Genomic DNA, 12,598 nt, shown 5'->3' with positions numbered 1-12,598 from the left:
TTTTGTAAGTGAGTCTAGTAAAATGTTGGTAACATATTTTTTGGAATAGGCAATCGTGTAATAATTCGGCTGCCTATCTTTTTTTACCACAACACTGATCAATCCTTACCCCCTCTGGATTTGGGGCGGGTTGTTCCCCCCCCAGTCCACTAACAATCCTATTTTTTAATAGTCGCTTGCAAATAAAGCAGCGGGTCTTCAGCAACCCAACCCAAACCCGAATTGTACCGAACTTCAAAATGCAAATGAGATGGCGGAATGTCCCGTTTTCCCGTCGTCCCCACAGTACCCAAAAGTTCTCCCGACTGCACTTTTTGACCGACTTTTACCGCAATATCTTTCAAATGAGCGTAGCGCGTTTGCTTCCCCGCTTCATGGTTCACCACCACTAAATTCCCGTAATCCCCCTGCGGCCCGGCAAAGGCGACAGTCCCCTCGCCCGCGGCCAAAACCTGCGTACCCTCCGACGCCAAAAAATCTACGCCGCTGTGGAAAAAAAATTCGCGCCGCCCCGGATGCAATTGCCGCCCGTAACGCAAAGCTTCCACTGCTGGCGCGGGCAGCGGAAATCCTTGCACCGATGGCGTTGCATCGGGATTGATAGAAGGCCCGATCGACCTATTCACCGCTGGCACAAACACCGTTTTCCCCAAAGGCCTGCACCCATTCGCCTCAAATAGCAAATCTGCGCGCACTTTGTAAGCTTCTGCCAGTTTTTGCCAATTCCAGCCCGCAGGCACTTCTACCTCCCTGCCACTGTACGGAGGAATGACGATCGCACTTCCAGCAGATACTCCACCGCCCCGCAACATCGGATTTATCCCGATCAGTGCCGCAGGAATCACACTGTACTGCCGCGCGATGCTTTCTATTGTTTCGCCCTGGGCCACAGTGTGGCGGCGCAACCGAGACATAGCCGGACTCGGGCAATCGCGGGCGGGGTCGGGGTTTTCTACAGGTGTACCTAAAGGAAGATTTGCAGGTGGGATTTCGGTATTTGCCGCCGTTTTCCCAACGGGTGCGATCGACCAAATTAATGCAAAAATCAGCGGAAATAAGCGTTTCAAAGTCATTATGTACATAAAAAAGTATTCATTTCGGACAGTTGACAATTTTAAAATCCTGTGAAACTGCATATTTGAAAGCTCTAGCCACCCCCCAGACTGTAAATCCCAGGCTAAGCCAAGTTAGGATGAGAATTATTAGTTTGATTCGCTCTTGGCAAATCCGGCAAAATTGCCTGTGATGCCGATGGGCGCCTGCCTGTTAACAGCTATGTTCTTGAGGAAGCGGTACGCCCCGCCCCGCTTCCTTCCCGTCGCCAAGACAAAAAAGCTTGATTCGGAACCTGTCTGCGGGGATGAGGTATTTAGCGGGAGTTATTAAATGAGTTTATCTTTTAAGCAAGCGACCCTTTATGTGACTCTGCTGTCAATCGGCGGAGGTATGGGATGGTTGGGAAATCGCTATCTGCAAGGCTCAAACAATCTGGAAACCGGATTGGTTTTGCCAGTAGTACGCCAGCAAATCCCCCCCTATGCGTCTCCTCCAGTTCTGGAAAATCGGGCAGTCGATCGCAGCAATCCCAATTTTATTGCTGAAGCAGCGGAAAAAGTCGGCCCGGCTGTAGTGCGGATTGACGCATCAACCAAGGTGGCGAATCAAGTGCCCGAAGCTTTCAAAAATCCTTTGTTTCGTCGGTTTTTTGGGGAGAATTTGCCACAGCCGGAAGAACGACTCAAGAGAGGTACGGGTTCCGGGTTTATTCTCACTTCGGACGGCCGCATCGTTACTAATGCTCACGTTGTCTCCGGGACTGATACTGTCAAGGTGACTCTCAAAGACGGCCGCGAGTTTGAGGGTAAGGTGCAGGGAGTCGATCCGCTGACGGATGTCGCTGTGGTTAAGATTAATGCTAAGGAACTGCCGCAGGTGGCTTTGGGTCGATCGGACAATATTGTACCGGGACAGTGGGCGATCGCGATCGGCAATCCTTTAGGTCTCGACAATACCGTGACTGTGGGCATTATCAGCGCTACTGGTCGATCAAGTTCCCAAGTCGGCATCCCCGACAAGCGAGTCCGCTTCATCCAAACCGATGCTGCCATCAACCCCGGCAATTCAGGCGGCCCCCTACTCAACGACCAAGGCGAAGTAATTGGCATCAATACCGCTATCCGCGCGGACGCTCAAGGCTTGGGATTTGCAATTCCGATCGAAACCGCCAAACGAGTTTCCGATCAGCTATTCGCCAAAGGTAGAGCCGAACATCCCTATCTCGGCATTCAAATGGTCAGCTTGAGTGCCGCCACCAAGGCAGAACTCAACAAACAGCTCGATAATAATAATAAAATTACCCTCGATCAAGGCGTAGCCGTGGCGCGAGTCGTGGAAAATTCCCCCGCTCAAAAAGCCGACTTGCGCCCCGGAGATGTCATTCAAAAAGTTGACGGAATTGCGGTTAACACTCCCGGTGACGTGCAAGAACGGGTGGAAAACACGGTTGTGGGCAAAGAACTAGAAGTGGAAATTAACCGTTTGGGTCAAGTTCAGAAAATTAAAGTACGTCCGGGTGCTTTTCCCCTATCGGGTAGCTCCGCCGGTGGGTAATACCATTTTCAATTTTCGATTTTCGATTAAAGAATTAAGAATGACTTACTGCATAAGGATTTGGAGCTTATCTACAGTTGCATTCTTTTTTGAAATTGGTATTAGTTGCAGGGGTGGAGGATGGAAGATGAATCTGATGCTTTATAGTCCTGGAAGCAGTAACCGGGTTTTTTCACCAAAAGCCTCGGTGTAGCGCGAGGGATAGCCGGTTAACAGCCCGGTTTCTTAATTCCCTGTGCCTCCATGATTCAGGATTATGGATTTTTCTGAACAACTTTCATCTTTCTTGCTTCCCCAACCCGTTGATCTTTTTACTTGTCTTTGGGTGAGTTTGGTTTAATCGAGCTGGTGCTTGCTAAATTTTCTTCGAGGTGCATCCTTTGCTCCATTTGCCTCAAAAAATAGCCTGTCATCATCGCTGAAGCTAGCAAACCTGCTAAGTTTTCGCGATCGGTGGTAATTTCGACGTTAAAATTTTCTGAAGGCAAAACGCCGACAAGTCCTTGAACGTTATGAGAGATTATTTCTCTGATGTCGGGGCTGACGGACTTGGCGACGTGGGCTAGAACCTCCGGGGATTGGTGTTGGAGGTACTTCAGCAGTGGATTGACTGCGGTTTGTTGGGCATTGGATGTGTCAAAGTCAGGGTGAAAAACCATTTGGCGATTCTTAATTTCTGGCTGGTTACATTCTACTTCAAACTACTCGTCATTGCTTGGGTACAAATTTGCCTGAAAGTCAAGTTGCAATTGTTTTGGCAGTTGATCTACTTGAAAGTACCGATGAAATTTCTCGGTAACTTGTAACCAATACGACCGCCCCTCAGTCGGTCGCCGTTTGCGGACGAAACCCATTTCTACCAACTCCTGCACTTGTTGGTAAGCTCCTGAACCTCGCAAGTTAACTAAATCTGGCTGAGCGATGCCGCCTTTGAGGGCGATCGCAGCCAGCGTCCGCAAAGCTCCCACACCTAATTCTGGAGGTATTAAAGTTTGCATTAAACTGGCAAACTCTTCTCTGAGTTGCAGGCTGTATCCTGTGGGGGTTTCGACGACTTCTAATGCACTGTCGCGGTGGGACGAGTCAGACATGAGTTCGATGATGGCGTCTTCGGCTTCGGCTCGATCGCACTTGGCAATCTCGGCAATTTCTGCGATCGACACTGGCTGACCTTTTAGGTAAAGTATGGCTTCTATTGTTGTGGCTAAGCGAGTCATTTGGGAATTGGTAATTAGGAATGGGGACGTGGAAAGAAGGAGGAAGAAGCAAGGAAGAAGAAAGACTCAGGAAAACAACAGTTATCCGTATTTCCGTAACTTCCGTCTAGTGAATAATGAGAGTTAGGAATAAACATTCTCCTTACACAAATTATTAATAGTGTAGGTTAGGTTGAGAAACAAAACCAAAACTTTCAATTTTCTTTTTTTATATCAGTCCGAGACGCAGAAATATATAACGTTTCTGGCTCTCCTGAGCTTATGGTGCTCAACCAATACACCTGACGGGGTGACACCCCCGTCATAACCCCCTAGCTGACGGGGTTATTACTAATTCAGGGTAAAAAAAGATGGGTCAGTATTGTTAAGAAGCCCCATCAGTTAAAATGTTACCTCAATCATACCAAATTTGTTTCCAACGGCAGCTCAAAAACGCCTAATACTTGACTCGGACTATTGTAGTTTTTCTGCTCCCAACCCATAAATAGGTGAGTATTGAGTTATTGGCAAAATTGATGCCATACCCAATCATGTTTGAGAGCCGACGACATTCTCTTCAACGATTTCTCAAGCTACCTATCTTCAAGATAGAAAAGCTTTGGTTTGCTCTGCTTAAATATACCCATCTTCTGTCAATACGCGGCAGAATAAAATAAGAATTCACTCTCATTGATCAAGTAAGGAAAGGATTTGGGTAAAAATTTATTAACGCTCTTAATCGAGCCTAGCCTGTAGATAATTGTGGAATCGGAAAAACTTTTAGCCACTGTTGTATCCAGTTATATCAGGTTCGGATAATTACTTATAATATTTAAGTTCGACGACTGACCCTCACAAACCAGCGAGTGAGGCAAAATCTCATTGGTAATCAGTTAAGCCTGTATGGCTATTGTCAACAGGATTCCAGAAGAGGTCTCTTGCGAAAAATTGGTCAGAGCCTCGCTGGGGAAAATCCAGATTATTTGCTCTCATTCTATCACGACCTACTCGAAAAATACCTAAGCCCAACACAATTACTTACTCTTCAGATGTTCGCGCGTGTTGTTGCAGACTCAAAAAGAAGTCAGAATAGAACCATTAGCTGTTAAAGAGCAATTGCCGATCTTACAAAGTAGTCGCCGCCGTCACATACAAAGATTTTTACAGGTTCCAGGACTTAGCATACTTGTGCTGTGGTTTCCAATTGTCTGCATAGGTAATAGCCCGTCACCTAAAAGTCGGGTGTCAATTAGTAATTGCATTGGGATAGAACTCAATGCAAAGATTATAATGTCTTAATGGTAAGTGCCATAGTTCAAAAAAGGGTATTTCCTGTATTCTGGACGCTGTGAGATAAACATGGGGCTTCTAATACAAGTCGAAGAGAAACAAGTGTTATGTCCAGTTATTCGCTTGTTAAAAAGATATAAATTAGTAATTGTTGGCGCTCGGTAATTTCAGTAACTGCTAACCGCAACAGGGTTGCGGTTAGCAGTTACGACTTTGGTCGCGTACAAATGAGCCTCTTGCTAATCGAACATTTGAAAATCTTGATGACTTAGAAAAGGTTTTATTTGCTCGCTACCAACAATTACTCCAACAACAAGATTTAATTCGGGGTTTCACAAACTTTCACTGGTGGCCTCAAGTTCCCGTTGCTGCTTAATTATGGGTAAGTACCCGGATATGATATAAGATTGAGCCTCCAATTTATAATTTTAGTTACTGGGCTGAAAGATATTGTCTGGTCCGCACCTGGGCAATCTCACTCAGTTGGTGGTGGGAACGAGTCAGAGGAGCCTGTGTTTCCCAGTTGCGATCGCCCTCGTCGAGCTCACGTTAACTATGAGTAAAAGCGTTTATCGCAAAAAAAAATAGGCTAGCTATATTTCACAGCGCCTATCTCAATCAAAATTTTAATGGTTCCCCGCAACGCCGTCTTACCTCAGCTTTTGACCTGGTATTTTACCAGGTGGGTACCGTTGGCTCGGACTTAAAGTTTCTGGGTACAAGCCCAGTTTACTGCTGTCCAAACATCTTGATTCCCGAGAGTTAAGAGTTATAGATCAAAAAAACATTATTGGCAGTCACCAACGTCGCAGTAGAACCTTTATTTAATATATACCAACTAACCCGATTTTGGCAAGCTTCGAGCAATTTAACTTGCATACCAGATAGATTCAACGGTTTGAGCCAGATCCTCTGCTGACGATCGCCCCTGAGCCACCAAGTCCGCGTCGATCACAACTGTAACGTGACCGAGTTTGCGACCGGGACGCGATACTTTCTTACCATACCAATGGACAAAAGCACCACTAATTTGTGCCAGTTGTTTTCTTTTTGCTAAATAATCGGACTCAGCAGACTCGTAACCTAGCAAATTTACCATGACAGCGCCTGCACATTTTAAATCGGAATTCCCTAAAGGCAGTTGACAAACTGCGCGCAAATGCTGTTCAAATTGTGAAGTTTCGCAAGCATCGATCGTAAAATGTCCAGAATTGTGGGTGCGGGGTGCAATTTCATTGACTAACAGCTTATTGTCGGCGGTTAAAAATAATTCAATGCCGAATATGCCGACAGCTTGCAAACTGTTGAGGAGAGTGCGGGCGATCGCACAAGCTTCATTTTTCACCTCTAAACTAATATCAGCGGGCGCAATCACCACATGACAAACCTGATTTTGCTGCTGAGTTTCTACGATCGGATAAATCGCAATTTCGCCAGTTGCCGATCGAGCCGCAATCACAGCCAATTCGCGATCAAACGGCACAAACTCTTCCACTAGCAAAGACTGACCTTGGAGTGTAGCACGAATTGACTCAAAACTCCCCCGATCCTTAACAATAAAAGTACCTTGGCCGTCATAACCGTGGCGGCGAACTTTGACGACAAAGGGAAAGTCGATCGATCCAGCACCCGAATCTCCTGTAATCTGCAGGCTGTCAGAAACAGAAATTGCCCGAAAGTCGATCGCCACCGCCTTAAACAATTCTGGGGGCAAATCCGCACTGCCATCCCATTCCCAAAACCTCGGAGTTGGCAAACCCAAACCTTGTAAATAACAGCGCTGAACGTACTTATCCAACAAAGGAGAAAGCGACGACAAACTCGGCTGAAATAACACACCTTGCTCTTCTAGCGACCGCAAACCATCCAAATCCACAAACTCATTTTCAAAAGTAATAACATCGCAGCCAGCAGCCAATTGAGCCGTAGCCAAAACATCATCAACAGCAGCCAAAACAGCATCAGCAGCAACAGAAACTGCCGGGTCAGTAGCATGGGGAGTTTGTACTACCAATTCAATACCGAGCGCCCTAGCAGCATCCCCCATCATCCAAGCTAGCTGGCCGCCGCCGACAACGCCCACCCGCTTAAATTTTGCAGACGAACTCGCAGCGGTTTGATTTGATTTCATGTGAGTAAAATTCTCAGAGTCAACCTGCCTATCTTATCGCTATTTGTCCCCGGATCAATTATAGTAATTGCAGAGTTAAAAGCCAGAAAAGAGTTTTAATTGCCTGATTAATATCGAGGCAGAACCCAGAAAAATTGGGCGGCTAAAGTCTTTAATTATTGCACGCTCCCAGCCATTGATAAACAGCGGTAGAAGCCCACTCCTCCAGAAAAGTGCCACATCTAGCAATTCCCTAGCGCCAAGCATGGCATAATTGACAGCACTGCAAAAAGCAGATAGACAGATGCCAACACTGAAAATCAGACATTCAGGGAACACAATTTATAGGTGAGGATACTGTGAAAGTTTTAGTTGTGGGAAACGGAGGTCGCGAACACGCGATCGCAAAAAAACTGCTAGAATCTACGCGGATTAAACAAGTATTCTGCGTACCGGGCAACGGCGGCACAGCTACCACCCCAGGCTGTCAAAATCTGTCGCTCAACATCGACGACTTCCAAGGCATCGAACGCTTTGTGATGGTCAACAACATCGGATTAGTCATCGTCGGCCCAGAATTGCCCCTATCGCTAGGCATCGCCGACTATTTCCAACAGCGAAAAATGATGATTTTCGGCCCCACCAAAGCCGGCGCCCAAATTGAATCCAGCAAATCCTGGGCCAAAGAATTGATGCTCGAAGCAGGCATCCCCACACCCAAAGCTGCCGTATTTACAGACGCAGAAGCAGCAAAAGCATACGTTCTGGAACAAGGAACCCCAATAGTCATCAAAGCAGACGGACTCGCATCAGGCAAAGGAGTCACCGTTGCCACCACCGTCAAAATGGCTCACAGCGCCATCAACACCATTTTCCGAGGCGAATTCGGCACCGACAACATCCGAGTCGTCGTCGAAGAATTTTTAACAGGTCAAGAAGTCTCGATTCTCGCCCTCACCGACGGCATCACAGTGGAACCGCTGCTGCCGGCCCAAGACCACAAAGCTATCGGCGAAGGCGACCAGGGAGCCAACACCGGCGGTATGGGAGCCTACGCCCCAGCGCCCATTGTCACCCCGGAACTCATGGAAAGGATTCAAGAAGAAATTCTCGAACCCACCCTGGCAGCACTGCAAAAACGCAAAATCGACTATCGTGGTGTACTCTACGCCGGTTTAATGATTACCCCCGACGGAGAACCGAAAGTCTTAGAATTCAACTGCCGTTTCGGAGATCCCGAAACTCAAGCGGTTTTGTCACTGCTGGAAACTCCTTTAGAAGATTTGGTGCTGGCCTGCTGTCAGCAGCGTCTCGGTGAATATTCTATTCGCTGGAAGTCGGGGGCCTCTGTTTGCGTAGTTTTGGCTTCTGGGGGCTATCCTGGAAGTTATCAAAAAGGCAAAGTTATTACAGGTATCGAGGAAGCTGAAGCCAAGGGAGCAGAAGTGTTTCACGCCGGCACCCAGTTGAAGCAGCAGCAGTTGGTGAGCGACGGCGGCCGGGTTTTGGGCGTCACTGCGACGGGAGAAACTTTGGAACAAGCTATTTCCAAAGCTTATGCAGCAGTTGATTGCATCCAATTTGAAGGCGTCTACTGCCGCCGGGACATCGGCCGCCGAGCTCTGGGCGATAAAAATTAGGAATTGCGACATCGGCCGCCATCCGAAAGCCAAGCAATCTCAATGTAGAAGTGTAACAATGAAGTTTGGTATCTATGCGGTGGCGGTAGCGGACAAGTCGCAGCAGAAAATTCGATCGGAGCCAACTGAATTGATCTTGCTATTAATATTGAACTGGTGAACTGGTGAAATGCTGGCCATACTAAACAAAATCGGAGAAATTATTGCCCGCTGGTGGTCGGATTTTACCCTCCAGACCCGTCTGATGGCGGCTGCTACCCTCGTAGTGTCGTTAATTATGAGCGGCCTGACATTCTGGGCGGTGAATACTATCCAGCAAGACGCCCGACTTAACGATACTCGTTACGGCCGAGACCTGGGCCTGCTGTTGGCGGCCAATGTGGCGCCGCTGATTGCCAAAAACGATCGCTCCGAAGTCGCCCGCTTTTCCCGCCAATTTTACAGCAGCACCTCCAGCGTCCGCTATATGCTTTACGCCGACGAAGCCGGGGATATTTTCCTGGGGATACCCTTTTCGGAATCCGAGGTGGAGACTTCCCTGACGCTGCGCCGCCAGATAAAACTTCCCGATAATTTTCTCGCCGATATTGAGGCGAGAAATTTAACTTCTTTGCCTTTGGTACGGCAGCATTTGACACCAGATGGAGAAGTTACCGATGTATTTGTGCCGTTAATTCATGAAGACAAATATTTGGGAGTTTTGGCGATCGGCATTAACCCCAATCCCGCAGCAGTTATCTCTTCAAACCTGACTAGGGATGTCACTTTAGCAGTATTTGTCACTATTTGGGTGATGGTAATTTTGGGAGCTGTATTTAATGCCCTGACAATTACTCAGCCGATAAAACAATTAGTCTTCGGGGTCAAAAACATTGCCAGCGGGAATTTTAAGCAGCGAGTTGACCTCCCTTTGGGTGGAGAATTGGGCGAGTTGATTGGCAGTTTTAACGAGATGGCCCAGAAACTCGAAAGTTATGAAGAACAAAATATTGAAGAGCTGACAGCGGAAAAAGCTAAGTTAGAAACTTTGGTTTCAACGATTGCTGATGGGGCGCTGTTGCTGGACGCAAATTTGCAGGTGATTTTAGTTAATCCGACAGGGATGCGGATTTTTGGATGGGAAGGCAAAAATGCGCTCGGAGTAAATGTTCTGAACATTTTGCCTTCGGAAGTGCAGCAGGACTTGGCGAGACCTTTGCAGGAAATAGCTGCGGGCGATCGCGAAGGCGGCGAATTTCGCATCTCTCTGAGCGAACCAGTTAACCGTACAATTCGGATTGTTTTAACTACTGTCATTCTGCACAAAGCGCCCGGTGCCGAACCGCTGTGCAAAAGCTGCATCCGCCATGAGGAAGATACCTGTAACGAGCCACAACGCCCGGTAGCTGTAGAGTGTACTTTCTACGAGCAAACCTCCAAGTATCAAGGTTCCGGAAATTACCGAGAAAGTCTCAAAGGCATTGCAATGACAGTGCAGGACATTACTCGCGAAGTAGAACTCAATGAGGCTAAAAGCAATTTTATCAGCAATGTTTCTCACGAATTGAGAACACCTTTATTTAATATCAAATCTTTTATCGAGACTCTCCACGAGTACGGAGAAGACCTTCTAGAAAGCGAGCGCAGGGAATTCCTAGAAATTGCCAACCGAGAAACCGATCGACTAACTCGTTTAGTTAACGACGTGTTAGACTTGTCGCGACTGGAATCCTGCCGAGTTTATCACTTGGAAGCTGTTGATCTCCCGCAAGCTGTGGAGCAAACCCTGCGGACTTATCAGTTAAATGCTAAGGATAAAGGCATTGAATTAGAGCAAGAAGTAGACCCGTATTTGCCGCCTGCTTTAGGTCATTACGATTTGTTACTGCAAGTATTTGCAAATTTAGTAGGAAATGCCTTAAAATTTACTCAGTCCGGCGGCAAGGTGGCCATTCGAGCATATTTGCTAGAGCCGGAGACGCCCACCCACAAAGACGGTCAATCCGTCCACCACAACTTGTCACCGGATGCTCAACATTGTCCGGTAGTGCGGATCGAAATTTCTGATACTGGAATAGGGATAGATCCTGAAGACCAACAAGCAATCTTCGATCGCTTTTTCCGGGTAGAAAACCGAGTACACACTTTAGAAGGAACGGGATTAGGTCTTTCTATTGTCAGAAACATTATTGACAAGCACCACACTAAAATTAATTTAGTTAGCGAAGTTAATGTGGGTACGACTTTCTGGTTCGACTTGGCAGTTTATCAGCCGAAAAAAACAGTAGAGATGGAAAATTCTTGGCCAGTGGAAGCAACGGTGGAGAGTGAAACAATTGCGAGTCATATTAAGTGAGCCCACTTAATTAAACGTAAAATGCGATCGGTGTTAAAGCCCCGACTTCTTTAAGAAGTGGGGGAAATGCCTATTCTTTGTAAAGATTCTCCTCATAGGCCTGACCAAACGCTGACATCATCAGTGTGGATTATCATTAGCTGTCCTATCTAAGCTCAATTTTACCGATAAAACTACATACCAACACCAATAAGTACCAACCCCCAATAGTCCCCCCTCTGTCAAATTAGTCATTAGCATAAATGTTAATAAATACAAAGGCAAACCTGACTCTGGAAAACTTCCTTTAACTAGATACTTTATACCTCTAAATATATTATTCAAGAATGACCCAATAAACAACAAGAGTCCGGTCCAACCCAGCTCGCAAAGTATATCAAGAAAACCATTGTGAGAGTGGGGTGGCACAAAACCAGTTTTAGCTACTATAATTCCGTAAGCGGGATTTTCCGAGCCACGCCAAAACTGCCAAAATCCTTTCATTCCATAACCAAATATGGGATGATTTTGATTAATTCGATCAATAATTAAAGGCCAAAAATCGGTTCTACCGGTTAAAGTCATATCTTTTTTCAAACCATCCACAATAATAGCCTCTAAATTATTTAACACCAAAATACTTATACCTATACTACCGACCAAAAATAAGATAAAGCAGAGAAAAGCCCATTTTACAGGTAATCTTTTTAAGAGGGCTAAATAACTCCACAAACTGATTAAGACCACTGTTAAAATCCGACTAGCACCACTACAACCTTTTTGCAATCCTATTAAAGCTATTAAAATGATAAATAATGATAAATATCTATACTTAGGCTCCTTAAAAGCATATAAAATCCATAAAGAAGCTGTATTAGCCATTTGAAACGAAAAAGGGTTTTTATGACCTAAAACTCCTGTCCAGCAACCGTCCGGAGCTGCATTTGTTTTCACAACTGACCATAAAGCTAATAAACCAGTTAGCCATCTCAATAATCCATAAATTTCTGACCAGCTATACACTTTTCCTACATAAATAGAAACCAGTGTTACTCCCCAAATAGCAAAAATAGCCCTAAAAGTCATTTCAGGAGTTTGTGACCACAATCCCGATAAAGTCAGAATCAACAAAAACAAACCTAAAAAAATGTCTCCTGCTATCCATTTAATGCAGATATAAACTGTTTTTTGGGTAGTTTTAGTTAAGCGGGGAAATATCATTAATATCATAGCCCCATAAATGGCAATTTGACCAATCATCGTTGGGGGTGTAGTTTCTAAGTTGTAGAAAACGTTAGGATGGAGTTTGGTAAAGGGCATGGTCATGATACCCGATCCACCTGTTATGGTAAAAAAAAGTAGTATCGGCTCAATAAGTAGGGGTAGCAGTTATTCTAGTTGCCAAGATAAGCCCAAGGGATGAAGAGAAGACTTGGAG

The 12,598-nt window shown here is 45.9% G+C and carries 8 protein-coding genes and 1 other RNA gene; 3 read left to right on the top strand and 6 right to left on the bottom strand.

Annotated elements, in window-relative coordinates; translation table 11 throughout:
* Nucleotides 1-158 precede the first annotated feature (158 nt).
* Complete coding sequence (locus QT979_RS24345; protein ID WP_445242574.1) at nucleotides 159-1,073, bottom strand: peptidoglycan DD-metalloendopeptidase family protein; 915 nt, start codon at nucleotides 1,071-1,073, stop codon at nucleotides 159-161.
* Between the two features lie 313 nt (nucleotides 1,074-1,386).
* Here QT979_RS24345 and QT979_RS24340 point away from each other — a divergent pair, with 313 nt between their 5' ends.
* Nucleotides 1,387-2,610: an HhoA/HhoB/HtrA family serine endopeptidase gene (locus QT979_RS24340; RefSeq protein WP_333226413.1), complete on the top strand. Its 1,224-nt coding sequence runs from the start codon at nucleotides 1,387-1,389 to the stop codon at nucleotides 2,608-2,610.
* Between the two features lie 311 nt (nucleotides 2,611-2,921).
* On the opposite strand, the gene QT979_RS24335 is transcribed toward QT979_RS24340, so the two are convergent.
* The 4 genes from QT979_RS24335 to QT979_RS24320 all read right to left on the bottom strand — a co-directional run bounded on the left by QT979_RS24335 (nucleotide 2,922) and on the right by QT979_RS24320 (nucleotide 7,227).
* The gene (locus QT979_RS24335; protein ID WP_333216444.1) at nucleotides 2,922-3,269 is read right to left on the bottom strand and encodes a DUF760 domain-containing protein; all 348 of its coding nucleotides are present in this window, start codon (nucleotides 3,267-3,269) and stop codon (nucleotides 2,922-2,924) included.
* A 42-nt stretch (nucleotides 3,270-3,311) separates the two neighbouring features.
* Nucleotides 3,312-3,827 carry an SMC-Scp complex subunit ScpB gene (gene scpB / locus QT979_RS24330; protein ID WP_333216442.1) on the bottom strand — a complete coding sequence of 172 codons (516 nt, stop codon included), beginning with the start codon at nucleotides 3,825-3,827 and terminating at the stop codon, nucleotides 3,312-3,314.
* A 1,899-nt stretch (nucleotides 3,828-5,726) separates the two neighbouring features.
* Nucleotides 5,727-5,914, bottom strand: a non-coding RNA gene (ssrS, locus tag QT979_RS24325) — 6S RNA.
* 50 nt (nucleotides 5,915-5,964) lie between these two features.
* Entirely contained in the window at nucleotides 5,965-7,227 is a 1,263-nt protein-coding gene (locus QT979_RS24320; RefSeq protein ID WP_333311931.1) for a 5-(carboxyamino)imidazole ribonucleotide synthase, read from the bottom strand.
* Nucleotides 7,228-7,565: 338 nt separating this feature from the next.
* On the opposite strand from QT979_RS24320, the gene purD reads away from it, so the two are divergent.
* Complete coding sequence (gene purD / locus QT979_RS24315; protein WP_333216507.1) at nucleotides 7,566-8,846, top strand: phosphoribosylamine--glycine ligase; 1,281 nt, start codon at nucleotides 7,566-7,568, stop codon at nucleotides 8,844-8,846.
* Between the two features lie 169 nt (nucleotides 8,847-9,015).
* The gene (locus QT979_RS24310; RefSeq protein WP_333216509.1) at nucleotides 9,016-11,181 is read left to right on the top strand and encodes an ATP-binding protein; all 2,166 of its coding nucleotides are present in this window, start codon (nucleotides 9,016-9,018) and stop codon (nucleotides 11,179-11,181) included.
* A gap of 120 nt (nucleotides 11,182-11,301) precedes the next feature.
* Here QT979_RS24310 and QT979_RS24305 read toward each other — a convergent pair whose 3' ends face one another.
* Nucleotides 11,302-12,480, bottom strand: coding sequence for an O-antigen ligase family protein (locus QT979_RS24305; protein ID WP_333311930.1), 1,179 nt, complete (start codon nucleotides 12,478-12,480; stop codon nucleotides 11,302-11,304).
* Nucleotides 12,481-12,598: the final 118 nt, after the last annotated feature.

Source organism: Microcoleus sp. w2-18bC1 (assembly GCF_036700365.1).
GTDB lineage: Bacteria > Cyanobacteriota > Cyanobacteriia > Cyanobacteriales > Microcoleaceae > Microcoleus.
This window is presented reverse-complemented; position numbering and strand designations above follow the sequence as displayed.